General features: G+C 70.5%; 28 protein-coding genes. 7 read left to right on the top strand and 21 right to left on the bottom strand.

Annotated features, from left to right (window positions below):
• Nucleotides 1-159 precede the first annotated feature (159 nt).
• The 5 genes from ACZ6EG_RS32085 to ACZ6EG_RS32065 are packed head-to-tail and all read right to left on the bottom strand — an operon-like array spanning nt 160 to nt 5,803.
• Nucleotides 160-1,470, bottom strand: a complete 1,311-nt coding sequence (locus tag ACZ6EG_RS32085) for a DUF58 domain-containing protein (RefSeq protein WP_469609915.1) — start codon at nt 1,468-1,470, stop codon at nt 160-162.
• Nucleotides 1,470-2,459, bottom strand: a complete 990-nt coding sequence (locus ACZ6EG_RS32080) for an AAA family ATPase (protein WP_391972990.1) — start codon at nt 2,457-2,459, stop codon at nt 1,470-1,472. Before ACZ6EG_RS32080 ends, ACZ6EG_RS32085 begins: the two co-directional genes overlap by 1 nt.
• Complete coding sequence (locus ACZ6EG_RS32075) at nt 2,459-3,679, bottom strand: DUF4350 domain-containing protein (protein ID WP_469609911.1); 1,221 nt, start codon at nt 3,677-3,679, stop codon at nt 2,459-2,461. Before ACZ6EG_RS32075 ends, ACZ6EG_RS32080 begins: the two co-directional genes overlap by 1 nt.
• Nucleotides 3,676-4,413, bottom strand: a complete 738-nt coding sequence (locus tag ACZ6EG_RS32070) for a DUF4129 domain-containing protein (protein ID WP_469609922.1) — start codon at nt 4,411-4,413, stop codon at nt 3,676-3,678. The genes ACZ6EG_RS32075 and ACZ6EG_RS32070 overlap by 4 nt, the downstream gene beginning before the upstream one ends.
• Before the next feature lie 37 nt (nt 4,414-4,450).
• Nucleotides 4,451-5,803, bottom strand: coding sequence for a DUF7847 domain-containing protein (locus ACZ6EG_RS32065; RefSeq protein ID WP_469609908.1), 1,353 nt, complete (start codon nt 5,801-5,803; stop codon nt 4,451-4,453).
• A gap of 140 nt (nt 5,804-5,943) precedes the next feature.
• Between ACZ6EG_RS32065 and mtnA the strand changes: the two genes are divergently transcribed.
• A complete protein-coding gene (gene mtnA, locus ACZ6EG_RS32060) occupies nt 5,944-7,086 on the top strand; it encodes an S-methyl-5-thioribose-1-phosphate isomerase (RefSeq protein ID WP_391972975.1) in 1,143 nt (380 codons plus the stop codon).
• An 87-nt stretch (nt 7,087-7,173) separates the two neighbouring features.
• On the opposite strand, the gene ACZ6EG_RS32055 is transcribed toward mtnA, so the two are convergent.
• From ACZ6EG_RS32055 to ACZ6EG_RS32000, 12 genes are all read right to left on the bottom strand, one after another.
• Nucleotides 7,174-8,382 (bottom strand): site-specific integrase, encoded by a 1,209-nt coding sequence (locus tag ACZ6EG_RS32055; RefSeq protein ID WP_366768781.1) that lies wholly within the window; start codon nt 8,380-8,382, stop codon nt 7,174-7,176.
• The gene (locus ACZ6EG_RS32050) at nt 8,382-8,570 is read right to left on the bottom strand and encodes a helix-turn-helix transcriptional regulator (RefSeq protein WP_366768782.1); all 189 of its coding nucleotides are present in this window, start codon (nt 8,568-8,570) and stop codon (nt 8,382-8,384) included. Before ACZ6EG_RS32050 ends, ACZ6EG_RS32055 begins: the two co-directional genes overlap by 1 nt.
• On the bottom strand, nt 8,567-9,958 hold the full coding sequence (gene repSA / locus ACZ6EG_RS32045; RefSeq protein ID WP_366768783.1) for a replication initiator protein RepSA: 1,392 nt from the start codon (nt 9,956-9,958) through the stop codon (nt 8,567-8,569). The genes ACZ6EG_RS32050 and repSA overlap by 4 nt, the downstream gene beginning before the upstream one ends.
• Nucleotides 9,955-10,125 (bottom strand): hypothetical protein, encoded by a 171-nt coding sequence (locus tag ACZ6EG_RS32040; protein ID WP_366768784.1) that lies wholly within the window; start codon nt 10,123-10,125, stop codon nt 9,955-9,957. Before ACZ6EG_RS32040 ends, repSA begins: the two co-directional genes overlap by 4 nt.
• 5 nt (nt 10,126-10,130) lie before the next feature.
• Nucleotides 10,131-10,310 (bottom strand): hypothetical protein, encoded by a 180-nt coding sequence (locus ACZ6EG_RS32035; RefSeq protein ID WP_366768803.1) that lies wholly within the window; start codon nt 10,308-10,310, stop codon nt 10,131-10,133.
• Between the two features lie 91 nt (nt 10,311-10,401).
• Complete coding sequence (locus ACZ6EG_RS32030) at nt 10,402-10,725, bottom strand: SpdD-like protein (protein ID WP_366768785.1); 324 nt, start codon at nt 10,723-10,725, stop codon at nt 10,402-10,404.
• A gap of 20 nt (nt 10,726-10,745) precedes the next feature.
• Nucleotides 10,746-10,901 (bottom strand): hypothetical protein, encoded by a 156-nt coding sequence (locus ACZ6EG_RS32025; protein WP_355160939.1) that lies wholly within the window; start codon nt 10,899-10,901, stop codon nt 10,746-10,748.
• Between the two features lie 9 nt (nt 10,902-10,910).
• On the bottom strand, nt 10,911-11,102 hold the full coding sequence (locus ACZ6EG_RS32020; protein WP_007387681.1) for a mobile element transfer protein: 192 nt from the start codon (nt 11,100-11,102) through the stop codon (nt 10,911-10,913).
• 19 nt (nt 11,103-11,121) lie between these two features.
• Entirely contained in the window at nt 11,122-11,805 is a 684-nt protein-coding gene (locus ACZ6EG_RS32015; protein WP_366768786.1) for a DUF2637 domain-containing protein, read from the bottom strand.
• Between the two features lie 18 nt (nt 11,806-11,823).
• Complete coding sequence (locus ACZ6EG_RS32010; RefSeq protein ID WP_469609900.1) at nt 11,824-12,021, bottom strand: hypothetical protein; 198 nt, start codon at nt 12,019-12,021, stop codon at nt 11,824-11,826.
• Between the two features lie 21 nt (nt 12,022-12,042).
• A complete protein-coding gene (locus ACZ6EG_RS32005) occupies nt 12,043-13,398 on the bottom strand; it encodes an FtsK/SpoIIIE domain-containing protein (protein ID WP_366768788.1) in 1,356 nt (451 codons plus the stop codon).
• Nucleotides 13,399-13,401: 3 nt separating this feature from the next.
• The gene (locus ACZ6EG_RS32000) at nt 13,402-13,758 is read right to left on the bottom strand and encodes an SCO3933 family regulatory protein (RefSeq protein ID WP_469609897.1); all 357 of its coding nucleotides are present in this window, start codon (nt 13,756-13,758) and stop codon (nt 13,402-13,404) included.
• A gap of 156 nt (nt 13,759-13,914) precedes the next feature.
• Between ACZ6EG_RS32000 and ACZ6EG_RS31995 the strand changes: the two genes are divergently transcribed.
• Both ACZ6EG_RS31995 and ACZ6EG_RS31990 read left to right on the top strand, forming a co-directional pair.
• Complete coding sequence (locus tag ACZ6EG_RS31995) at nt 13,915-14,646, top strand: XRE family transcriptional regulator (protein WP_366768790.1); 732 nt, start codon at nt 13,915-13,917, stop codon at nt 14,644-14,646.
• A 47-nt stretch (nt 14,647-14,693) separates the two neighbouring features.
• Nucleotides 14,694-15,164, top strand: coding sequence for an NUDIX hydrolase (locus tag ACZ6EG_RS31990; RefSeq protein WP_359191878.1), 471 nt, complete (start codon nt 14,694-14,696; stop codon nt 15,162-15,164).
• Here the strand turns inward: ACZ6EG_RS31990 and ACZ6EG_RS31985 are convergent.
• The 4 genes from ACZ6EG_RS31985 to ACZ6EG_RS31970 all read right to left on the bottom strand — a co-directional run bounded on the left by ACZ6EG_RS31985 (nt 15,152) and on the right by ACZ6EG_RS31970 (nt 17,531).
• Nucleotides 15,152-15,712 (bottom strand): HDIG domain-containing metalloprotein, encoded by a 561-nt coding sequence (locus tag ACZ6EG_RS31985; RefSeq protein ID WP_366768791.1) that lies wholly within the window; start codon nt 15,710-15,712, stop codon nt 15,152-15,154. The genes ACZ6EG_RS31990 and ACZ6EG_RS31985 overlap by 13 nt on opposite strands.
• 556 nt (nt 15,713-16,268) lie before the next feature.
• The gene (locus ACZ6EG_RS31980) at nt 16,269-16,703 is read right to left on the bottom strand and encodes a hypothetical protein (protein WP_366768792.1); all 435 of its coding nucleotides are present in this window, start codon (nt 16,701-16,703) and stop codon (nt 16,269-16,271) included.
• A complete protein-coding gene (locus ACZ6EG_RS31975; RefSeq protein ID WP_366768804.1) occupies nt 16,700-17,107 on the bottom strand; it encodes a helix-turn-helix domain-containing protein in 408 nt (135 codons plus the stop codon). The genes ACZ6EG_RS31980 and ACZ6EG_RS31975 overlap by 4 nt, the downstream gene beginning before the upstream one ends.
• A 64-nt stretch (nt 17,108-17,171) precedes the next feature.
• On the bottom strand, nt 17,172-17,531 hold the full coding sequence (locus ACZ6EG_RS31970) for a type II toxin-antitoxin system RelE/ParE family toxin (protein ID WP_366768793.1): 360 nt from the start codon (nt 17,529-17,531) through the stop codon (nt 17,172-17,174).
• Between the two features lie 214 nt (nt 17,532-17,745).
• Here ACZ6EG_RS31970 and ACZ6EG_RS31965 point away from each other — a divergent pair, with 214 nt between their 5' ends.
• The 4 genes from ACZ6EG_RS31965 to ACZ6EG_RS31950 all read left to right on the top strand — a co-directional run bounded on the left by ACZ6EG_RS31965 (nt 17,746) and on the right by ACZ6EG_RS31950 (nt 23,808).
• The gene (locus ACZ6EG_RS31965) at nt 17,746-19,080 is read left to right on the top strand and encodes an SRA domain-containing endonuclease (RefSeq protein WP_366768795.1); all 1,335 of its coding nucleotides are present in this window, start codon (nt 17,746-17,748) and stop codon (nt 19,078-19,080) included.
• A gap of 118 nt (nt 19,081-19,198) precedes the next feature.
• Nucleotides 19,199-19,888, top strand: a complete 690-nt coding sequence (gene mtrA / locus ACZ6EG_RS31960) for a two-component system response regulator MtrA (protein WP_391972976.1) — start codon at nt 19,199-19,201, stop codon at nt 19,886-19,888.
• A 1-nt stretch (nt 19,889) separates the two neighbouring features.
• Nucleotides 19,890-21,977: an MtrAB system histidine kinase MtrB gene (mtrB, locus tag ACZ6EG_RS31955; RefSeq protein WP_391972977.1), complete on the top strand. Its 2,088-nt coding sequence runs from the start codon at nt 19,890-19,892 to the stop codon at nt 21,975-21,977.
• Nucleotides 21,967-23,808 carry an LpqB family beta-propeller domain-containing protein gene (locus ACZ6EG_RS31950; RefSeq protein ID WP_469609887.1) on the top strand — a complete coding sequence of 614 codons (1,842 nt, stop codon included), beginning with the start codon at nt 21,967-21,969 and terminating at the stop codon, nt 23,806-23,808. Before mtrB ends, ACZ6EG_RS31950 begins: the two co-directional genes overlap by 11 nt.
• Nucleotides 23,809-23,821 lie beyond the last annotated feature (13 nt).

The following is a 23,821-nucleotide window of genomic DNA, read 5'->3' as shown; positions in this document are numbered from 1 at the left end:
GTACTGCAGGGGGGACCCTGTGGGAGAGTAGGACGCCGCCGAACAATTATTGCGAGGAGACCCCGCACCGGGAACGGTGCGGGGTTTTCTGCGTTCAGGGGAAACTCCGGAGGTGTTGAGGGATGTCCGGTGGAGCGGCGGGGCGGGCTGCCCCGCCGGTCATAGACGTCCTGCTGCCTTCAGTTCGAGATAGGCGTCTGCCAGTGCCGGGGCGAGGTTTTCCGGGGTCGCGTCGACTACCGTGACGCCGTGCCGGCGGAGCTGGTCGGCGGTGCGATCGCGTTCCGACTGGGCCTGTGCGGCCGCCGCGGCCTCGTAGACCGCGTCCGTGGTACCGCGCGCCCTGGCCATACGCGCGATCTGGGGGTCCGCCACCGACGCCAGGAGCACCGTATGGCGCTGAGTCAGTCGGGGCAGGACCGGGAGAAGCCCCTCTTCGATCGGGGCGGCGTCGAGCGTCGTGAGCAGGACGACCAGAGAACGGCGGGGGGCCGAGCGCAGGGCCGTGGCGGTGAGACCGCGGGCGTCGGTCTCCACGAGCTCCGGCTCCAGGGTGGCCATCGCATTGACCAGTGACGGGAGCACATCGCTCGCCGTGCGGCCCTGTACACGAGCGCGCACCCGACGGTCGTACGCGAGAAGGTCCACGCGGTCACCCGCGCGGGAGGCCAGTGCGGCCAGCAGCAGGGCGGCGTCCATGGAGGCGTCCAGCCGGGGGGCGTCACCGACACGGCCGGCGGAGGTGCGGCCGGTGTCGAGGACGAGCAGGATGTGCCGGTCCCGCTCCGGGCGCCAGGTGCGTACGGCAACAGTGGTCTGGCGAGCGGTCGCCCGCCAGTCGATCGAACGGGTGTCGTCGCCCGGGACGTACTCACGCAGGCTGTCGAACTCCGTGCCCTCGCCGCGGGTGAGCAGACTCGTGCGGCCGTCGAGTTCGCGGAGGCGGGACAGCTTCGAGGGGAGATGCTTGCGGCTGGCGAAAGGAGGCAGGACGCGTACCGTCCACGGGACCCGGTGGGTGCCCTGACGGGTGAAGAGCCCCAGCGGCCCGTACGAGCGGATCGTGACGCGGTCGGACCGGTGGTCGCCGCGGCGCGTGGGCCGCAGACGCGTGGTGACGCGCCGGCGTTCACCGGCGGGCACCGTCACCCGGTGACGGGAGGCCGCCGCCTCCCCGCCGGCCAGCCAGCTGCTGGGCGGCCAGGCGTCGCGGAGGTGGGCCCGAAGCGGGCGGTTGGACGGGTTGGCGACCGTCAGCGTGATGTCGGCGGTGTCGCCCAGACGCGTGGACGTGTCGCCGCTGCGGGAGAGACGCAGACGCCGTACGGGGGCGGCCAGGGCGAAGTCGCAGGCGCAGGCCGCGGCCAGCGGGACGTTGACCGCGAGGATCCCCGTCAGGCACGGTTCCCAGATGCCGACGGGGACGGAGCCCAGGGCCGCCAGGAGCGCGGCGCGTCCGGTGAAGGCCATCAGCGGGGCACGGGGACGTGGGCGAGGATTGCGTTGATCACGGAGTCCGTGGTCACGCCCTCCATCTCGGCCTCCGGACGGAGCTGCACCCGGTGCCGGAGGGTGGGCAGGGCCAGGGCCTTCACGTCATCGGGAGTGACGTAGTCGCGGCCCGTCAGCCAGGCCCACGCGCGGGCGGTCGAGAGCAGGGCCGTGGCCCCGCGCGGGGAGACGCCGAGAGTGAGGGACGGCGACTCGCGGGTGGCCCGGCAGATGTCGACGACGTAGCCCGTGATCTCGGGGGAGACGGTCGTCTTGGCGACCTCCGCGCGCGCGGCCTCCAGATCGGCGGCGCTCGCCACGGGGCGTACGCCGGCGGCGCGCAGGTCGCGCGGGTTGAAGCCCGAGGCATGGCGGGTGAGGACGTCGATCTCGTCCTGCCGGGAGGGGAGGGGGACGGTCAGCTTGAGGAGGAAGCGGTCCAGCTGGGCTTCGGGCAGGGGATAGGTGCCCTCGTACTCGACCGGGTTCTGGGTCGCCGCGACCAGGAAGGGCTCAGGGAGGGGACGGGGCGTGCCGTCGACCGTGATCTGGCGTTCCTCCATGGCTTCGAGGAGGGACGACTGGGTCTTGGGGGGCGTGCGGTTGATCTCGTCGGCGAGCAGGAGGTTGGTGAACGCGGGACCGGGCTGGAAGGAGAACTCTGCGGTGCGGGCGTCGTAGACGAGGGAGCCGGTGACGTCGCTCGGCATCAGGTCGGGGGTGAACTGGACGCGCTTCGTGTCGAGTTCGGTGGCGGCGGCGAGGGCGCGCACGAGGAGGGTCTTGGCGACTCCGGGGACGCCTTCCAGGAGCACGTGGCCGCGGCACAGGAGCGCTACGACGAGACCGGTGACGGCGGCGTCCTGGCCGACCACGGCCTTCGCGATCTCGGCGCGCAGGGCCTCCAGGGAGGCGCGGGCGTCGCCCGGGTTCCCGGTCCGCCCGGCGTTGTCAGTGGTCGGGTCCATCATGGACGGCGTACCTCTCTTTCGAGGGCGTCGAGTTGGTCGGCGAGGGCTGTGAGGGCCGCGTCGTCGCCGGGCGGCGGGCCGAAGAGGAGGGTGTGCAGGGCCTGTCCGCCGTCGTGTTCGCCGGTGAGGTGGGCGGACAGGGCGGGGAGCAGGGCCTCGGGCGCGTGCGCCTGGGCGACGGGGACGCCGACGAGGGGGGCGAGGCGGGTGCGGGTGGCGGAGCGAAGAGCAGTGGCGGCGCGGTCGCGGGCGTTCGCCTTGCGGTAGAGGCGGGCGCGGCCTTCGACGGTCTCGGAGGCGCGGATCACCACGGGAAGGTTCTCCGGGACCAGGGGGCCGAGCCGGCGTGCCCGCCACAGGGCCGCGAGGGCCGCGGCGACGAAGAGTTGCAGGGTGCCCCAGAGCCAGCCGGAGGGGAGCAGGTCGAAGAAGCTGCGTTCGTCGTCCGGGGTGGTGGTGTCGGTGAGCGAGGGGAGGTACCAGACCAGGTGTGCGCGGGAGCCGAGGAGTTGCAGGGCGAGCGAGGCGTTGCCGTGCTCGTCGAGGTGGTCGTTGTAGAGGATGTCGGGGGCGCCCAGGACGACGGTGTCGCCCGGGGTGCGCTCCTGGGGAGTCTTCGCGGACGCGTCCGGGATGCGCAGCAGGGTGGCGAGGCGGCGACTGGGGTAGCAGGCTTCGGCTCCGATGTGGTCGCTGCTGTAGCGGATGCCGCCGGTGTCTGCGGTGCCCGCGCGCCGGGCGGCCGGCAGGGCGCAGTCGGGGGCCAGTGTGGAGTCGAAGCTGAGCGCGGGATCGGCGGTGACGCCCGGGGCGAGCCGTTCGACGGCGGGGCCGCCGGGGGCCACCAGGAGGGTACGGCCGCCCGAGCCCGCGGTCGCCGCGTGCAGCTGCGTCTGCTGACGTCCGGTCAGCAGGTCGGGGACGGCGACGAGGAGGGTGGTGTCCGGGCCGGCCGCGGCGCGTGCGTCGTCCAGGGTGGTCACCACGCGCGTGGACACCCCCCGGTCGGCGAGGAGTTCGGCGACCGCCCGGCTGCCGTAGGGGTCGGCGGAGCGCGGATCGAGTTCCCCGTGGCGGGCGTCGGAGCGGACGACGGCGATCGCGACGGCACCGGCGAGCAGGACGACGAGTGCGAGGGCGATGCCCCGTGCGCGGGTCCACACCTGGCGGGCGGTGGGCGAGGCCGAGGTGGTGGGGAGCGTGGCCTCGGTGGTCATCCGGCGGCTCCCCACGAGGTGTTCGAGTCCCCGTTGCCGGCCGTGCCGGCCACCGGCTGCGGCTTGCTGCGCTCCAGGTCGCGGTCGAGTTCCGTCAGGCGCCGGTACGCCTGCTCGGTGCCGGGACGGCCGCCGTACGTGACGTCGTCGAAGTCCCGGGCCGCGGCGCGCAGCCGGTCGCCGTGGGCGGGCAGGGCGCGGCCGGCCTCGGTGGCCGCCTCGTCGGCGGTGCGGCCGGGGCGGATGTCCAGGAGGGCTCGTTCCTCCAATGCGCGGACGACGGCCCGCATGCGTTCCTGGACCGCCTGGTTCCAGTGCCGCTGGGCGGCGTGTGCCTCGGCCGCGGCGCGGTGGTCGGCGGCGCTGCGCGGACGGTCGTCGAAGAGGGCGGGGGCGGAGGCCGGCCCGCGGCGCGGGGTGCCCAGGCGCCACCAGAGGGCGCCCAGCACCGCCAGGACGGCCACGATGATGACCACCAGGCCGAGCGTCCCCCCGGGCATCGCGGTGGACGCCCTGCTGAACAGCTCGTCGATCCAGTCCCAGAAGGCGTTCAGAGCCCGCTGGAACCAGCTGGGATCGTTCTCGTGGTACATCCGCTTGGACAGCTCGTCCCGGGCCGCCTCCCGCGCGGGGTCGCGCGGGATCGTCACCGGCGGTTCGTCACCGGCCCGCGGCAGCGACAGCACGGAGGCGTCGCCGGCGTGGGACGACGTCCGTACGGCGGCGCGTGACAGCACCTCTGTGAGCACTCCCCCCGCCGGGCTCACCGCATCAGCTCCCCGGAGTGGTGCCGGAGGTGCCGGAACCCGGGAGGCCGGCGGCACGGGCCAGTTCGAGGTCGAGGGCCTCGCGGCGGATGCGCTGGTCGATGTACAGCAGCACGGTGACGCCCGCCGTGATCGGGAAGGTGATCATGGAGCCGATCACCGAGCCGATGCCGCTGACGATGAGGAAGGTCCAGCCGAGGTTCCCGGTGCCGTCGAGGAAGCCGCCGATGCCGTCGCTGCCGAGGGCCGCGGCGAGGAAGGCGAAGGGGATGGCGATGATCGACGCGACGACGGTCGCGATGATCGTCGCGAGCAGCTGGATGCCGAAGACGCGCCACCAGGAGCCGCGGACCAGTTTCAGGGAGCGGCTCATCGCCTGCTTGATGCCCTGCTTCTCCAGCATCAGCGCGGGGGAGGCCAGCGAGAGCCGGACCATGAGCCACACCGTGAGGACACCGGCCGCCAGAGCGCCCAGTACGGCCAGGGCCACGCCCGCGTCGCCGCCCCCCGCGGCGGACACGAGGAGACCCGGGGCCATGCCGACCGTGACGATGCCCGCGACGATGAGCAGCAGCAGGACGATCAGGCCGAAAAGCTTCGCCACCTGGGGGCGGGCGTCCCGCCAGGCCTCCCCGATCGCCACCGGCCTGCCGAGCACGGCCCGACTGGTGACGGTCGTGAGCAGGGCGGTGGCCAGGACGGTGCCGATCAGCGAGATCAGGAAGACGACGCCCGAGTTGAGCGTGGTCTCGGTCAGGGCGTCGCCGAGTTCACTGAGGGTGGCGTCGGGGTCGTTGAGGACCTCGGAGCTGGTGTCGTCCAGGACGAGGCCCTGGAGCAGTACGACGACGATCTCCGTGAACACCGCGATGGTCAGCGAGATACCGAGGACCGTGCGCCAGTAGGTGCGCATGGTGGAGACGGCGCCGTCGAGGATCTCGCCGACACCGAGCGGGCGGAGCGGGATCACGCCGGGCTTGGCCGCGGGCGGGGGACCGCCCCAGCCGCCTCCCCAGCCGCCGGGCCCACCAGGGGGGCCGTAACCGCCGTAGGCCCCGCCCTGGCCGCCGTAGCCGCCGGGTCCACCTGGAGGCGGGGCGCCCCAGCCCTGGTTCGGCGGCGGGGGCGGCGGGCCCTGCTCGTGACCGGTCGGCGCCGACCACTGGCCGGGGGGCGGCTGCTCCTTGGACCACTTCGTGCCGGGGCCCGTCGGCTCCGCGCCCGGCTGGTCCGCGGGCCGCGCGGGCTGATCGGGGACGCCGGGACGGTCGGCGGGCTCGGCGGGGCCGGACGTGCCGGGCTCCCGCCCGTCGGACGGGGCGGATCCGGGCGAGGCCCAGCCCGGAGTGTCGTTCATCGTCGCTCCTTCACGGTGCCCGTCCGCGGGCGCGGCGGCAGGTTGGCAGCCATCGTGCCATGGGGTGGCCGGCTGCGGACCGGGCGCGGTATGGGCTGCGCACCTTCAATTGTCCGCCGGATAGGGGGCAGACTGATCGCATGGCTGATCAGGACGCGCGAAGCGGCGAGGACAAGCGGCCGACCGAGATCCCGGCACTGCGCTGGGAGGAACCACCAGAGGGCCCGGTGCTGGTCCTGCTGGACCAGACCAGGCTGCCGGTCGAGGAGGTCGAGCTGGTCTGCACGGACCCGTCCGCGCTCGTGGAGGCGATCCGCTCGCTCGCCGTGCGCGGGGCGCCCCTGCTCGGTGTCGCGGGCGCCTACGGCGTCGCGCTCGCCGCCGTCCGGGGCTTCGAGGTGGAGGAGGCCGCGGCGGCGCTGGCAGGGGCCCGCCCCACCGCGGTGAACCTCGCCGTCGGTGTCGGTCGGGCGCACGCGGCCCACCAGGAGGCGCTCGCCAGGACCGGCGACACCGGGCAGGCCGCCGCGGCCGCCCTGGCCGCGGCCCGGGCGTTGCACCGGGAGGACGCCGAGGCCAGCGTCCGGATGGCCGCGCACGGGTCGGCGCTGCTGGACGAGCTGCTGCCCGCCGGCGGGCACCGTGTCCTCACGCACTGCAACACCGGTGCACTGGTGTCGGGCGGCGAGGGGACCGCCTTCGCGGTGGCGCTCGCCGCGCACCGGTCGGGGCGGCTGCGGCGCCTGTGGGTGGACGAAACGCGTCCGTTGCTGCAAGGTGCTCGCCTGACGGCATACGAGGCGGCCCGCAACGGCATGGCGTACACCCTGCTCACCGACAACGCGGCCGGTTCGCTGTTCGCGGCGGGTGAGGTGGACGCGGTGCTCATCGGCGCGGACCGCATCGCGGCCGACGGTTCGGTGGCGAACAAGGTGGGGAGCTATCCGCTCGCCGTGCTCGCCAGGTACCACCACGTGCCGTTCATCGTGGTGGCGCCGCTCACGACGGTGGATCGGGGCACCAGGGACGGGGCGTCCATCGAGGTCGAACAGCGTCCCGGATACGAAGTGACCGAGATCACAGCACCGCAGGTGCCGGTGACCGGAGCGGGAGGCGGAATTCCGGTGGCACCCCTGGGGACCCAGGCGTACAACCCGGCGTTCGACGTGACCCCGCCCGAGTTGGTGACGGCGATCGTCACCGAGGAGGGCGTGGTTTCGCCCGTGACGGCCGACGCCCTGGCCGAGCTGTGTGCCAGGTCACGCCAGGTAACGATTAGCTAATGGGATGATGTCGGCTTGACCGACGAAAACGGCCCCTCCACCTGCGCCTATTCGCAGAGGAAGGGGCCGTGACATCTAACGGCGACATCAACGACTGTCGAGGCCCGATCCGTCGACATCCAACGCTCGGATCCGGGCCGGCTGTCGCAGCAGGCGGTCAAGCTGTCCCACCGCTTCGATGATGTCGGGCGTCAGTGCCTCAGCGTAGATGTCCATCGTCGTCGCGATGCGGCTGTGCCGAAGGATGGCCTTGACGATCCTCGGGTGCACCTTGAGGTGAACCAGCAGCGTGCCGCAGGACTTCCGCAGCCCCTTGGGGTTCATCTTGTCCAACCCCTCCGCCCTGATGATCCGCTGCATGGTCAGGTACAGGTTTGATGCCAGGAGCGGGTGACCCGTCCGCGAGATGAAGACGTGCCCGTCCGGGTCTTCGAACCAGGAGCGTCCCTGACTGATCGCGCGATCCCGCAGCATGGCCGTACGCATCCGAGTCCAGCGCAGAGGCGCGATGCACTGCGCCGGCAGGGGAAGGGGCGCCCTGGATGTCTCGGTCTTGGGGTCCAAGTCGATCGTCCCGGCGCTGGAACGCTGCCGTTGCTGTTCCACCCAGAGAATCCGGTTGTCGAGGTCGACGTTCTCCCAGCGCAGGCCGCACACCTCGGCACGGCGGAGACCGAGCAGGCAGAGCAGCAGGAACGCCGGGTAGTACACGGTCAGCCCCCGAGCCGCAGCCAGGAAGCGGAGAACCGTCACGGCATCCCAGCTCTTGCCGCTGTCGGTCGTCGCACGGATGTGGACGAGCTTGGCCACGTTTCGAGTCAGGCCGATGTCTTCCACCATCGCGGCCGTGAGCGCCGCTGAGAGGACCCGAAGAGCCTGCTTGGCAGTCTTGGGTCCCCTCTCCTCTGCGAGCCGCTGAATGACCCCGCGCAGCTCCGCGACGCCCAGCCGGACCATGACCTTGGACCCGAGACGCTGCCGAAGGTGGTTGCGCACGGCCTGCTCGTACGTCTCGTAGCTCTTGGGCTTCAGGTTCGGCTTGACGATGACCTCAAGCCAGTAGTCGAACCACTGTCCCAAGGTCATGTCCCGCGTCGGTGTCGGGATGCCACCCTTGGCACGGTCGAGGAGATCCCGGCGCTTCTGGTCGCATTCGTCGTACGTCTTGCCGTACGCGAACTTCCGCTTCACTGTCCCGTCAGGCTGAGGGACGTACACCGCAGCCTGGTACCGGCCATCAGCGCGCTTGGTGACCGTGCCGGACCCATTGGGGTTGCGCCTTCGCTGACGTGCCATCAGCAAGCCTCTTCAAGACGTGCGCGGATGTAGTCCTGAACAGCGCTCTCGGGAATCCGACGGCAGCGACCTTCGGTGATTGAGACGAGCCGCTTTTCCCTGATCAGGTCGTACACCTTCGAACGGCTGTACTTAAGCCGCGCCATGACCTCTGGCACGGTCAGCAATTCAACAGTTGCGGTGGTCACGCGGCGGCTCCTTCCAGGGCCAATTGGTCTCGCATGGCTTCGCGGGCGGTCTCCCGATTGAGTTGGAGATCCCGGGCGATGGTGGCGGCGAGCACGGATTCGCCGGGGGTGTGGCCGTGGCCGGCGTACTGCCAGTCGGTCAGGACGAGCACGGTCTCCGGCTCGCGGTCATCCAGGCTGAGGCCGGCGTGCTCCTGTGCGGCGCGGTAGTCGGCGCGCGTCTGGCGGAGGGCGCCGAGGGTGGTCGAGTAGCGGCGGCTCTTGCTGGAGAAGTGGCCGCGGAAGCCGAGCATGTGTGCCCAGGCCCATAGGCGCCGGTCGGGGTAGAGCGGATCGAGTGCTTTGCATGCGGCGATGAGGCGGCGGGCGTGGTCGGGGACGCCGTGGCGGTCGAGTTCGGACAGCTCCCCCACCCGGCGGTCGAGGGTGCCGGTGTTCTCAGCCGCTTTGGTGGCGTACTTGGCGACGTAGGAGGCAACGGCTTGTTCAGTGATGTCGGAGCCGTCTCCGAACGCCTTCACGGGCCGTACGTCGAGCTGTGTGCCCCACCGGAAGGTGCGGGCCGGTTGGTCGGCGGCGGCCGGGACCGAGACCGAGGTGTACGAGTGCGCGGCGGCGGCGCGGATCGCGTCGGCGAGGAGATCGACCGTGGCCCAGGAAGGCGGCGGGGTGTCGGGCCCGTCGGGTCCGTCGATGCGGATCACGGCGTGGAAGTGCACGGCGCCGCGCTTCTGGAACTCGGCGACCTTGCCGTACGACAGCCGGGCGCACTCCTTGAGTTCACGTTGGGTGATGCCGGCGCGGGCGGCGATCTCGCGGCGAAGCCGGTTGGTGAAGCGCTGCCAGAGCTGCCCGGCGTAGTTGTTGAACAGCACCGCGCCCGCGTAGTCGTACGTCGCCGGGTCGAGGGCGGTACCCAGCTCCGAGGCGTCCGGGGCGTGGTGAGCACCGCAGCGGCAGGCGCCTCGGTCGGGCCGGTTGTGGACCGAGCCGAAGGAGGGGGCGGTGAGGGTGGCGAAGACCCGCGGGTGATCCCGGACGGTGGCGGGGATGTCGCGGCGGTCGTCACCGGCGAGCCCGGCACGGATCAGGTGGTACGTGTCGCCCGCGTAGGTCCAGGCGCAGGCGGGGCAGCGGGAGGCGCGGCGGTTGCCGCAGGCGACGCGCAGCCGTCCGCCCGGCTCGTCGGTGGTCGAGTAGTGGTGCAGGGTCTCGCCGGTGGCCTTGTCCTTGTGGATCGTCCAGCCAGTCAGGTGGATCGGGTCGGAGCAGCCGCCGGTGCGCTTGACCTGGTCTTGCCAGCGGTCGAAGCCGGGGGACCCGGCCACCCGCAGCAAATCGCTGAGGGTGATCGGGTCCAGGCTCGCCGGGGTGACGGCTTTGGTCACGCGTCGTCCCCCTTGTCCGTGTGGCGGTCGATCCAGTCCTCCGCGCAGACCTTGTGCACGGCATTGCCGCGGTCGGAGCGCAGTGGGGTGGGCTTGGCGCAGATCACGCACGGCTGGTCGCCGGTGTGGTCGTAGTGCTCCGAGGAGCGCCAATTCAGCAGGGCCATGACAGTCACCGCCCGGCGCGGACGAGGGCGGTGGAGGTGGCGTGGCCGGTGCCCTTGCAGGTCGGGCAGGTGATCCGGAGGGTGGCGCGGGTCCCGTCGGGGTGGCGGGTGCCGGTGGTGATGGCGACGGTCGGGAAGCCGTCGCAGTCGCGGCAGACGCGAGTGGTCGAGGCGTGCTGGGGCATCATGGGCGTGCCTTTCGGGTCCGTTGGGTCTGGAAGGTGGGAAGGCGCCCGGGGCGGCGGTTCTTTGGCGAGAGAGCCGCCCTGGGGGCCGTTAGCGGCGCCGGTTGTCGGAGGCGAGCAGGGAACGCAGGACGACGGCGCAGACGGCGACCGAGACGCCGGTGATGGCGACCGCCAAGAGCATGGAGACCAGAACGGCGCCGACGATCAGGACCACGGCGGTACCGCCCCCGACGAGGGCGAGCGCTGTGCCGGGCGTGAGCTGGATCGTGGGCAGGGTCGAGGCCGGGACCGGGGCGGCCGGGGCCGTGGGCGTGGTCGGGGTGCCGGGCGTGATCGTGGTCGGTTCGATGACGGCGGGCGGGGTGACGATGCCGGTGGGCTGGGGCATGGTCGGGAGCTTGGGGCGGAACATGGACGTTCCTCCTTCCGTGGCTACTTGAGGGCGGTGTCGATGACCGGGGCGAGGACGCTGTCGGCGAGGAGGAAGCCGCCGAGCAGGAGCACGCCGATGAGCCACCAGGGCGGGCGGATGAGCTTGACGCCGAGGGCTCCGACGCAGAGCAGGGCGAACCAGAGTGGGACGTCCATGGCGGCCTCCTAGCGGACCTTGCAGCGGTGGGTGCGGGCGGCGAGCTGTGCGGCGGACTGGCTGGTGTAGTCGGCGGACCAGCCGCAGCCGTCGGAGCTGCACACGGCGGCGTGCTTGGTCTGGCCGTGGCGGTCGCGGTGGGTGCCGATCTGTACCGGTCCGATCCGCATCACGGAGTGGAAGAAGTCGCGGGCAGGCATGACGGTGATCTCCTCTCAGTCAGGCGAGTTGGGCGGCGATGGCGTCGGCCATGTGCGGCGGGACGCCGAGACGTGCGCGAAGGGTGTCGGTGTCGATCCGGGCGCCGGTTCGGTGTTCGTGGTCGGCGGCGACCTTTCGGGCGTGGTCGACCAGCGCGGCCGGGACCGGGACGGCCGGCGGCGGTACCGGGGCCGGGTCGGCGGGCGGGAGAGCCGGGGCGTGGTCGGCGGAGTCGACCGGTTCTGGGGTGGACTCAGCAGCGGGGGCCGGGGCGGATTCCGCCTCGGGCACGGGCTCCGGATCCGCGGTGGCGGGTGCCGTCGGGGGCGAGGAGCGGTCGGCGGGTGAGTGGACGAGGAGGGTTCCGCCCATGAAGGCCAGGGCAGGCCAGGCGGCGACGAGGATGCGCAGCCAGGCCGGGACGTTGGTCAGGTCGAGGAGTCCGGCGGTGGCGACGTTGGCGCCGAGTGAGGCGATCAGGGCGATCAGGAACCAGCACCAGGCCAGCCGGGAGGGTCCGTCGGCGCGCAGTCGGCGCCAGGCGGCGACCAGGAGCAGGTCGACGGAGACCGGGTAGGCCCAGGCCTTCCAGCCGTCCTGTCCGGCCGCGGCGGCGAGGTCGTGCAGGTGAGCGAAGGACAGGGCGCCGGCGATGACGGCTTGGACCAGGACGGCATCCACGCGGAACACGGTGCGGGGCATGGTGTCCTCCCTTCCTGGTCAGTCGGTGGCGTGGCCGGTGCCCCAGCAGGTGAGGCACAGGGCGGTTTGGTGGTCGTCGGTCACACGGCCCTTGCGGGCGCCGACGCGGACGGTTTCGCGGGTCTCGCCCTTGCCGTCGCAGTCGGGGCACTTCGCGGGTTCCGGCGCCGGCGGCGTGGTCTTGCGGCGGGTGGTGGGCTTCTTCGCGGTGGGCATGGGGTGCCTCCCGGGCGGGGGTCAGGCGGCGGCCGGGGCCGACTCGACAGCCGGGGCCGGGACCGAGGCGAGGGTGCCGAGGGCGGGCCGGAACGGTGCGAGGGCGGGCAGGTCCGGGGTTAGGTCGGCGTGCCGGTTGCAGACGTTCACGGCCTGGCGCAGCGAGGTGTGCGGGGCGCGGATGCGGGCCCAGCCGCCGGACGAGTCACCGGTGACGGCGACGCCGGGCGTGTCGGTGGGGATCTGGATCGCGGCCAGCACGGCATCCGGGGCGATGTCGCCGAAGGCCATGTTCGCCGAGGATTCGTCGTTGACGCGGTGGGCAGTGCGGCCGGTGAGCTGGGCGCGGAGCATGGTGATGCCCTTGCCGAGTTCGGAGCCGAAGCGCTGCCCGCAGATCTCCAGGTAGACGCCGGCGGCACGGCCGAGCTGAGCGAGCCGGGCGAGCGCGGTGATGATCCTGTCGCGGCGCTTCTCGTCGTCCCTGGTGGCGAAGAGGGCGAGTTCGGCGACCTCGTCGACCAGGACCACGATCGGCACCGGGCGCAGGTCTTCGGGCAGGTCCCAGATGTCGGCGGCGATCTCCGCGTCCGGCACGTCGGCGGTGATCCGCTGGTGAGACCGGATGAGCTGATACACGTCCTGCATGTGGGACACGAGGGCGTCGAGGAGTTCGGCGGCGGTGTCGGGGTTGTCGGCGAGCGCGGAGAACCGTCGTGCCAGCGGGAACAGCTCCACCCCTTGCTTGCAGTCGATGCCGACCAGGGCGACCCGTTGCGGCGCGAGCGCGGCAACGAGGGTGCGCTGATAGACCGACTTGCCGGACTCCGTGGCGCCGAGGGTGAGCCCGTGCGGAACCGTGCGGTAGTCCCGGTAGTGGACCGCTCCGTCCTCGCGCAGGGCAACCGGGACCCGCATCGGCCGGGTGTCGACGTGCGCCGGCATTTGCACCCGCTTGAGCACGTCGTAACCGGTCATCCGCAGCTCGACCACGCCCGAGCGCAGCTCACGGGAGGTGACGCCGTACAGGGCGAAGGAGTGCCGCAGCCGGTCACACGAGGCCGCCACGTCGAAGGCGTCCTGACCCGGGCGGAGCTTGAGCCGCAGCACCAGGCCGGTACGGGTTACCCGCAGCCGCAGGACGCGCGGGGCACGGGGGCCGGGGATCGGCCGGTTGGTCATCCGGGCCAGGGTCAGGCGCCAGCGCGGGGCCGGGACCGTGAGCCCGCAGGCCTCCATGACCGAGCCGTAGCGGACCAGGACCCGCAGGGCGGCGAGGGTGACCCCGAAGGTCAGCCAGTACCAGGCGGGGCGCCGCCACCGCAGGAGACCCGCAGCGGCGACGACCAGCACCAGAGCGACGATCAGCCACGTCATGGCTCAGGCCGCCTTCGAGGACGAGGTGCCGGCGGCGAGGGAGGTCACGGCGACCGCGCGGAAGGCGATGCCGTGGCGCTTCTGGCCGTTGAACTCGTTCTCCCACGGCCGGGCGATGAGCCCCGTCAGCGCGACCGGGGTGCCCATCATCAGGTCACCGGAGATGCCGGACTCGGGGACGGTCACGGACAGGATCTCGACCTCACCGTTGGCCGCGAACATCACGTCCACGGTCGACAGCGCGGCGCCGGTCTCGGCGTCCATCGCGCGCTCGCCGGTACGGCGGTCCTTCACCTTCGGCTGGGGGGACTGGGCCACCATCACGGTGGCGGTGGAGGTGTCGACGGGAATCTGACGCATCGTCTGTTCTCCTGATCTAGCGGGAGTTGAACCGCCATCCGGCGGTGAGATCAGGAGACCGTGAGAGGTAGTGGACGCATCACGGTCCGTATGGACGTTTGGGGACGTCTGAGCTATCGTCAAAACGTCCCTACGGCGTCCATGGAAGGACACGTCATGGCGAACGAGCGTCTGCGCGCGGCGATTTCAGCGAAGGGCGAGACGATCCAGTCCGTGGCACAGCACGTCGGGGTGGACCCCAAGAGCGTGGAACGGTGGATCACTACGGACCGCACACCGCACCGGGGACATCGTTGGAAGGCCGCGAGCTTCCTGGGCGTCGACGAGGTCTACATCTGGCCCGGAGTTCAGAAGCAAGCCGAGTCGGCGAGCACCTCCGAGTTGATCACGTACTACCCGCATCGTGGGGCAGTGCCAGCCACACTGTGGTCATCGCTGATCGAGAAGGCGCGGGACCACGTAGACATCCTCGTTTACGCGGGACTGTTCCTCTTCGACAGCCACCCGGACCTCCCAGACCTGTTGGCAGAGAAAGCGAAGGCCGGCGGGCAGGTTCGCATCCTGCTCGGTGACCCGAACTCGGAGATGGTCCGCCAACGCGGCGAGGAGGAGGGCATCGGTGACGATCTCGCCGCCCGCGCCAGGATCACCCGGCGATACCTCGAACCGGCACTGACGACGCCGGGCGTCGACGTCCGGCTTCACGACACGATCCTCTACAACTCGATCTACCGGTTCGACGACGACGTGTTGGTGAACCCGCACGTACTCGGAGCGCCCGCGGGGCAGAACCCGGTGCTGCACTTCCGCTACATCCCGGGAGCCCGGTCCTTTCGGCACTACATGCGGAGTTTCGACTACGCATGGGAGCGCGGCCGGCCCGAGTAGGCAGCCGCGGCACGCGACCCCCTCACGGAGCGTGCAAGGCTTGGAACATGGCCCGAGTCGACTACTTCAACGATCCGAACGCCCCGAAGGCGAACAGCATCGTTCCGTCCGTCACCGCAGTGGCGCTTAACGATGCAGGCGAAGTCTTGCTGATCCACAAGACGGACAACAACCTGTGGGCGCTCCCCGGCGGTGGCGTGGACGTCGGCGAGTCAGCGCCCGATGCTGCCGTGCGCGAGACCAAGGAAGAGACCGGCTTCGACGTCGAGGTGACGGGACTGGTCGGCATCTACACCAACCCGGCGCACGTCATGGCGTACGACGATGGCGAGGTGCGCCAACAGTTCTCGATCTGCTTCCGCGCCCGCATCGTGGGCGGCGAACTGCGTACGAGCAGCGAGAGCAAGGAAGTGGCGTTCGTCCACCCCAGCCAACTGGACGGCCTCAACATCCACCCGTCGATGCGGATGCGGATCGACCGCGGGCTGACCGATAACCCCGATCCCTACGTCGGCTGACCAGCGAGGCGAGAGCGCGTCCGCTCAACGGCAGCCCCGAGGTACGGACGCGCCTTGCTGATCGCGTCGTGCACTTCACTGCCCGGCTCGTATCGCACCAGGATCTCGTCAATGCGGTGATCGAAGTCGAAGGACTGTCCGGCCGGCCCAGTCGTCATGTCCGCGTAGATCAGCGCGTCGAGGACGGGAGAGTCCTCCCGCTCATACGCGTCAAGTTCAGCAGACAGGCCGCGTTGTTCAGCTTCGTACACGGCCCCGGAGTGATGGGCCACGAGGCGGACGAGCCGCGAGGGTGCCCCAAGGGCTTCCAGATGACGAGCACCATCGAGCGGGTGGAAACCTGTGTCTCGCAGCTCCGGGGCGTAGCCGATGTCGTGCAGCCAGGCAGCAGCGACGAGCAGATCACGGTCGCCCTCGGACACGGCCGCGGATGCTTCGCTTGCCCTAGCCGCCACCGCCTGAGTGTGCAGCCAGCGGTTCCCAAGCGGAGGCAAGAGCGACTCAGCCAGTTCAGCCGCGCCGTGAGGCGTGTCCAGTCCAGAGGGCATAGACCGCACGGTAGCCCAGATCAACGCGTTGCCGACACCCCGGGATCAGCCGCTCAGGGCATGGCGCGGTAAGAGTTTCCCTACATCATCAAGGCTCGCTGCGCTCGCTCTCGCGCCCGGCCTCCTGGAACTGCAAGCAGTCCGATCGGAGATCGAAGGTGCCGCGCACAGCGCGGCGGCGCCGGTCGGTCGCCGCCGCGCCGCCCCTCCTTGCCTTCGTCACCGGGGCCGCGCGTCGACGCCCGCCCGCGCCCGCAAGGGGGTGAAGAACAGGCCGGGGCTGGGGTGAGATGCGATGCGATGCCAAGGTCACGACCATGTCGTGGCTGGGGCGGCCGGCTCCACGGCTTTAGGCAGCCACTTTGGGGCGAGCCTCTAAGATCTTGGCCCCAACGTCGTGCTTTACCGGGCAGGTCCACAGACTGCCCGACTCGCCATCAGCTTACGGGGCCAAGATCACTCGCCCCAAAGCAGCTCCAGCCCAAAGCCGCTCCGCCGGCCTATGTGGGCATTGGGCGGTTCGACTCGGGCTGGAGTCAAGAAGACTGCAAGATCGCTACACAGAGAGTTTGTGGGCGATCAAAGACAGGACTGGAACATCTATGTCTAGCTTCTGTGCAAGATGTTGCACCGCGTCACGCAGGTAGGGGTACACCACGGCGACACCAACCCGTTCCGTGAACGCTTCCTTGAGCTGATCATCTTGCGGTAGTGGGCCATCCACACTGAACTCTGCGGCTGCATCCGCCACCAGTCGAGCCTCTGACGTGCGTAGGTCCAACCGGCACCGCACCCCGATGTGGCCCTCTCCCGAGCGATACCAGACGTGCATGTGCGGACTGGAGTCGTCGGCATCGGCGGCATCGCTGTCTTCAGCTTCTGCGCGCGTGCCGTGCAGTTCTAGGAAGCTGACATCCTGCACCTCTGCTCTGCTGACCAGCTCAGCGAGCGATGACGGAGCCGCCTTCGGCTTCTTCTCTTCCTTGCTCACCGAAGGGTCACAGTTCCTTCGCTGGAGTGGTGCCAGCTGGTCCGAGTTCGTGGATGGTCCGCCTCCTTGGCCACCAGCTGTACCGGCATCTGCGTCGCGACCCGCCAGGTGGGAGTCACGGGTGCATCACCGGCAGCCACCAGGGTGCAAAGTCGGGCACCTACGGCTCGTGCATACCGCTGCAGGGTGGAGTACCTAGCGTCTCCACCCACTCTCTCGAAATCCGACACCGTGGACTGTGTCGTCTCCATGCTCACGGCAACGTCCCGCTGAGTCAGGCCACGCTTCCTGCGAAGCACAACGAGGCTCTCTACCAGGTCGGCGTAGGCCTCAGCATCCTCAGTCGCGGCAGCAATCGCAGGGTCGTCAGGTTCGATGCCGAGCAGGTCATCCAATGCAGCCATGGCACCCCCATCCCTCAGTCTGTAGCTACAGTATCGCCTAGAACCGATATCAGTGAACCTGTAGTCAGCCACTTGAGCGACGCTGTCGCCACTCCTTGAGCCGCTTGTTCGCTGTGCGCTTGGCTGGCAGAGGCGTGGCCTGGGACTTCTTCTGGAAGAAGGTCAGCCCGAGGAGCAGCAGTCCCTCGCGCTCCTCGACGTAGATGAGCCTGAAGATGCGATGATCGCCGTCTAGGCGAGCCTCCCGCAGATCGCCACCGAGCGGCTTGACGTCACCTGACAGTGTGGTGCCGCGCTTGATCCGCTCCATGAGGACTTTCAGGCGAGCTTTCTCGGTCTTGGTCAGCTTGCACTTGTCCAGTTCCTTCTGGACAGGGCTAGCACCTCTGTCTGTCCGGTAGAAGTCCCACTCACGCCCCAACACCCCACCCCGCTGACTCCGCTCGCCCGTGCATTTAGCCTAGCGTTCATCGTCTTATCGAAGCGACGTCCATGTCACTATGCGTCGCCGATTACCTGGGCCGGGCGTCCATCTCGGCCGCCCATGGTCGACTAGGGCAGTGCGACGGCGTCTCACGAAGCCTTGTCAGTGCCATCCCCTAAGGTGCCCTCACCAACGGAGTCACCATGGGGGATTCGTGTCTACCTGGCTGCTGAGCTGCAACCCGAAGAAGTTCGATCTTGAAGGTCATCGCCGTGACGGCCATGTTCTGAACTCGTGGACAGTCGTCCGCTACGTGAACGAGGTGGCGGCCGGCGACAAGTTCGTGCTGTGGGTGAGCGGTCCGAACGCCGGTGTCGTCGCGTACGGCCACTTCACCGGAGACGCTGAGTATGGGCAACCTGACCTGCGCTACTGGGCCGAAGACCCGGGGCCGAGGCACTTCGTCCCGCTGGTAGTTGAGAAGTGGTTGGACCTTCGGGTTCCCAAGCAACGACTCGCTGACGACCCGCGGATGAGCGATGCCACGATCCTTCGACAGCCGTTTGCCGGCAGCCCTCACCGGTTGACCGATGAAGAGTGGCAGGCCGTGCGGGAGGCGATCGAGGTGTCAGAGGGCGCAGACCCTGACTGGGATCTGGAACCGGGCGACGAAATCCGCAGGGTCGACCTTCACGCGAAGTTCGGGGGGAGCACCCAAAACGGCATCTCGCCATGCAGCACCACGGACAACGTACTGATCTTCACCGCGCCGAGTTCAGGGCACCAGCACGGCTATTACGACACGTGGAACGAGGACGGCACCTTCCACTACACCGGAGAAGGTCAGACTGGTGATCAGCAGATGATCCGGGGCAACAGGGCGATCCTGGATCACCGCCAGAACGGGAAGCGACTGCGTCTGTTCGACGGTGCTCGGGGAACGGTGCGATACCTCGGGGAGTGGACGCTCGACGCGGAGGAGCCGTACACGGAGGATGAGGCGCCGGCCACTGGTGGTGGTGATCTACGGAAGGTCATTCGCTTCCACATGGTGCCGGTCAAGGCCACCATCACCGCGCCCGAGGTCGAGATCGGACAGGACTACGTAGCTCCGGATGAAACTGTTGCGCCGGCTCCGGGTACACCGAGCGCGCCAGACCCGGATCTGGTGGGGCGTAACCTGTCGACGCACCGCAGGTTGCAGAACCTGCTGGCCGCGGAAGCGCAGCGCCGTGGCTACGTCGCTCTGTCCCCGGATGTCTCCGACCCCGACTTTGATCTTGCGTGGCGGGAGGCCGAAGGCCGACTGACCGTGTGCGAGGTGAAGTCGCTAACGCCCGCGAACGAGGCTCGACAGCTTCGTGCGGGCCTCGGCCAGGTCCTCGACTACCAAGACCAGCTCCGTGAACGTGCGCCAGAGGCGGCGGCCGTGCTGTGGGTGGAGCGGGAGCCGTCCGAGCGGCGGTGGGTCGACTTGTGTCAGCGAGTCGGTGTGACACTTGCGTGGCCAGGCGAGGAAGAGGCAGCGTTCCGGGGTGATCAGAACTGACATCCGTCGCTGACATCAACGCCGGCGGACGGGGGCAGACAGTGACGGCCCCGTACGACTATCGTCACGGGCCAGTGACCTGCCTCACCTGCGCCTTCGCATCTGTTACGAGAATGGGATGATGTCGTTTATGAAGGGACGAGTCCTTGTCGTCGACGACGACACCGCACTGGCCGAGATGCTCGGCATTGTGCTGCGTGGTGAGGGTTTTGAGCCATCTTTCGTAGCCGACGGTGACAAGGCGCTGGCCGCCTTCCGGGAGACCAAGCCGGACCTGGTACTGCTCGACCTGATGCTGCCCGGTCGGGACGGCATCGAGGTGTGCCGCCTGATCAGGGCGGAGTCGGGTGTGCCGATCGTGATGCTGACGGCGAAGAGTGACACCGTCGACGTCGTGGTGGGTCTCGAGTCGGGTGCCGACGACTACATCGTGAAGCCGTTCAAGCCGAAGGAGCTGGTGGCCCGTATCCGGGCGCGCCTGAGGAGGTCCGAGGAACCGGCGCCGGAGCAGCTCGCCATAGGCGACCTGGTCATCGACGTGGCCGGTCACTCCGTGAAGCGGGAGGGGCACTCGATCGCCCTGACGCCGCTGGAGTTCGACCTGCTGGTGGCGCTGGCCCGCAAGCCATGGCAGGTGTTCACGCGCGAAGTGCTCCTCGAGCAGGTCTGGGGCTATCGGCACGCGGCCGACACCCGGCTGGTCAACGTGCACGTACAGCGGCTGCGCTCCAAGGTCGAGAAGGACCCGGAGAAGCCGGAGATCGTCGTGACCGTCCGTGGCGTCGGCTACAAGGCGGGACCGAGCTGACATGAGCAGGGACAGTGCCGCTTCGGCGCCCGGCCGGTCCGGGGCCCGCGCCGGACGGCCTGTCGGCCACCCGCCCGCCGGTTCGCGTTGGCGCCGGCTGCTCGACGGCGGGCTGCTGCACGGCGGGGTGCAGGGCAGTCCGGTGCTCCGGCTGTTCATACGCTGGGTCCGGCGTCCCCTGCTGCCCGTGATGCGGCTGTGGCGGCGCAACATCCAGCTCAAGGTCGTCGTGACCACGCTGCTGATGTCGCTGGGCGTGGTGCTGCTGCTCGGCTTCGTGGTGATCGGGCAGGTCCGCAACGGCCTGCTGGACGCCAAGGTGAAGGCGTCCCAGAGCCAGGCCACCGGCGGGTTCGCGGTGGCCAGGCAGAAGGCCGAGGAGGCGGCGAGCGTCGGCGGCGACGACGGCGCTCCCGTGGACGGCCGTTCCCCGCAGAACGTCATCCAGTGGATGAGCGAACTGGTGAAGTCGCTCTCCAGCGGTGGCCAGGGCGCCTTCGACGTGGTCACGCTCCCCATGGGCGGGGACAGCGGCAGCGGTCGCGGCCCGCGCGCCTCAGGCCTGGTCAACTGGTCGCAGAGCGTGCCGGAGGAGCTGCGGGAGCGGATCGACGGCGACACGGCGGCGGCACAGAGCTACACGCGGATCACCTACGACTCCGACGGGGCCTCCCAGCCCGGCCTGGTCATCGGCAAGCAGGTCAACGACCCGAACGGTGAGCCGTACCAGTTGTACTACCTCTTCCCGCTGACCCAGGAGGAGGAGTCGCTGAGCCTGGTCAGAGGGACGCTGGCGACGGCCGGGCTGTTCGTCGTGGTCCTGCTGGGGGCCATCGCGTGGCTGGTGGTACGGCAGGTCGTCACGCCGGTGCGGATGGCGGCGAGCATCGCCGAGCGGCTGTCCGCCGGGCGGCTCCAGGAACGGATGAAGGTCACCGGCGAGGACGACATCGCGCGGCTCGGCGAGGCCTTCAACAAGATGGCGCAGAACCTCCAGCTGAAGATCAGCCAGCTCGAGGACCTGTCGCGGATGCAGCGGCGCTTCGTCTCCGACGTGTCGCACGAGCTGCGCACCCCGCTGACGACCGTGCGGATGGCCGCCGACGTCATCCACGACGCGCGCGTGGACTTCGATCCGGTGACCGCGCGGTCGGCGGAGCTGCTCGCCGACCAGCTGGACCGGTTCGAGACGCTGCTCGCGGACCTGCTGGAGATCAGCCGCTTCGACGCGGGCGCCGCGGCGCTCGAGGCGGAGCCGATAGACCTCCGGGAGGTCGTCCGGCGGGTCGTCAGCGGCGCCGAGCCGCTCGCCGAGCGCAAGGGCACGCGGATACGCGTCGTCGGCGACCAGCAGCCCGTGGTCGCCGAGGCGGACGCCCGGCGCGTGGAGCGGGTGCTGCGCAACCTCGTCGTCAACGCCGTCGAGCACGGCGAGGGTCACGACGTCGTCGTCAAGCTCGCGGCGGCGGGCGGTGCCGTGGCCGTCGCGGTGCGCGACTACGGCGTGGGGCTCAAGCCCGGCGAGGCCACCCGGGTCTTCAGCCGCTTCTGGCGGGCCGACCCGGCACGCGCGCGTACCACCGGCGGTACGGGACTGGGCCTGTCCATCGCCCTGGAGGACGCGCGGCTGCACGGCGGCTGGCTACAGGCCTGGGGCGAGCCGGGCGGCGGCTCGCAGTTCCGGCTGACGCTGCCCAGGACCGCGGACGAGCCGCTGCGGGGCTCACCGATACCGCTGGAGCCGACGGACTCCCGTCGCAACCGCGGGCTGCACGACGCCGGTCTCGACGACTCCGGCCCCCGTGACGCCGGTTCGCCGCGCGGCGGGGACAGGGCGGTCGGCGTCCCGGCGCAGGCGACCGGGGGACAGGACCCGGTGTCCGCGCGGGGCCCGATACCCCCGCGGTCGGCCCCGGCGACCCCGACGGCCGACCCGACGGCGATGCCCGGCAACGGCGCGCGCGTGGTGCCGCGGCCCGTGTCGGGCGCCCGGAGACAGGACGGCGGGCCCGCGCCCGAGGCGGCGGACCGCCCGGACGCCGGGCCGGAGGAAACGAGCAGGCATGGGGAGGCAACTCGTGGGCGCTGACCGCGGGGGGAGCGGTCGGCGGGTGCCGGCACGCTCGGTGGCGTACGCCGTCTGCGGCGTCGTACTGCTGGCGGGGTGCGCGTCCATGCCCGACAGCGGGGACCTGCGCGGGGTGGACTCCACGCCGCGCCAGGACCCGCAGGTGCGGGTCTTCGCGATGCCGCCGCGGGACGGCGACTCGCCCACGGAGATCGTGCAGGGCTTCCTGGAGGCGCTGACCAGCAACGAACCGCACTACGAGACGGCCCGTCAGTACCTGACGGGCGAGGCCGCGAGGACCTGGGAGCCGGAACGCTCCACCACGGTGCTCGCGGGCGGACCGGGAACCGAGTCCGACCACTCCGGCAGCCGTGAGGAGGCCAACGACTACTCGGTCACGCTGACCGGCGCCCGGGTCGCCACGGTGGACGCCCAGCAGTCGTACACGCCGACGGACGGCCAGTACCGCGAACCGGTCCACCTCACCCGCGACGGCAAGAGCGGGCAGTGGCGCATCGACGCCGTGCCGCAGGGCGTCATCATGGGCAAGTCGGACTTCCAGCGCACCTACATGTCCGTCAACAAGTACTACTTCGCCTCGAACACGGGCCCCACGACCCAGGCCGGTACGAGTGCGCAGCCGGCCGCCGTCGCCGATCCGGTGTACGTGCGGCGGCTCGTGGACCCCATGACCCAGGTGGTGCGTTCCCTGATCAGCGGTCCGACGAGCCTGCTCGGTCCGGTGGTGCGGTCCAGCTTCCCGACCGGTACGGCGCTCGCCGAGAACGTCGACTCGCTCACCCCCGACGACCACAACAAGCTGACGGTGCCCCTGAACGGCGAAGCGGCGGGGGCCGGCGCGGGCAAGTGCGACGAGATGGCGGCGCAGCTCCTGTTCACCCTGCAGAACCTCACCCCGGTGGTGGACGAGGTCGAGCTGCGCTCGGGCCGTGAGCAGCTCTGCTCGCTCACCGAGGACCGCGCGGAGGCGGTGGCGACGCGCGGCTCGGCCCAGCGTCCCGACTACCTGTACTTCGTCGACGACGAGGACCGCCTGGTCCGCATCGCCGCCGGCAGCAACGGGACCCGGCCGGAACGCGTCCCCGGCGCGCTGGGCGAGGGCGCGGCGGCCCTGCGGTCGGTGGCGGTGTCGCGGGACGAGCACAGCGCGGCCGGGATCGGGCTGGACAACAAGTCGCTGTACGTCGGGTCGCTCGTGTCGGGGGGCTCGCTCGGCGACCCGGTGCTGGTCAGCAGGGGCAAGACGGAGGCGGACCGGCTGACGCCGCCCAGCTGGGACGCGCAGGGGGACCTGTGGATCGCCGACCGTAACCCGGCCGACCCCCGCCTGCTGCTGCTGGAGAAGGGCGCGGGCGCGCCGGTGGAGGTGCGGACGCCGGGGCTGGACGGGCGGGTCCAGGCGGTCCGCGTGGCCGCCGACGGCGTGCGGATCGCGCTGATCGTGGAGAAGGACGACGAGCGCTCGCTGCTCATCGGCCGGATCGAGCGGGACGGGAAGGCCGGCGGCCCGCCCGCGGTCACCGTCGTCGAACCCCGCTCCGCGACCCCCGAGCTGGAAGAGGTCACGGCGATGTCCTGGGCCGGTGACAGCCGGCTCGTGGTGGTCGGACGTGAGCGCGGGGGCGTTCAGCAGATCGGGTACGTGCAGGTCGACGGGTCCACGCCGGAGGCGTCGGTGCCCGCCGCCCTGACGGGCGTGAAGGAGATCGCCGCGACGGAGGACGAGCGGCTGCCGCTGGTGGCGTACTCGGAGAACCTGATCGTCCGGCTGCCGTCCGGACTGCAGTGGCAGAAGGTGACGGAGGGGACGGCGCCGGTCTATCCGGGGTGAGCCCCGGGGCGTG

The organism is Streptomyces sp. NPDC041968 (assembly GCF_055589025.1).
Note: the sequence above shows the minus strand (reverse complement) of the source record. Positions and strands in the feature narration are given on the sequence as shown.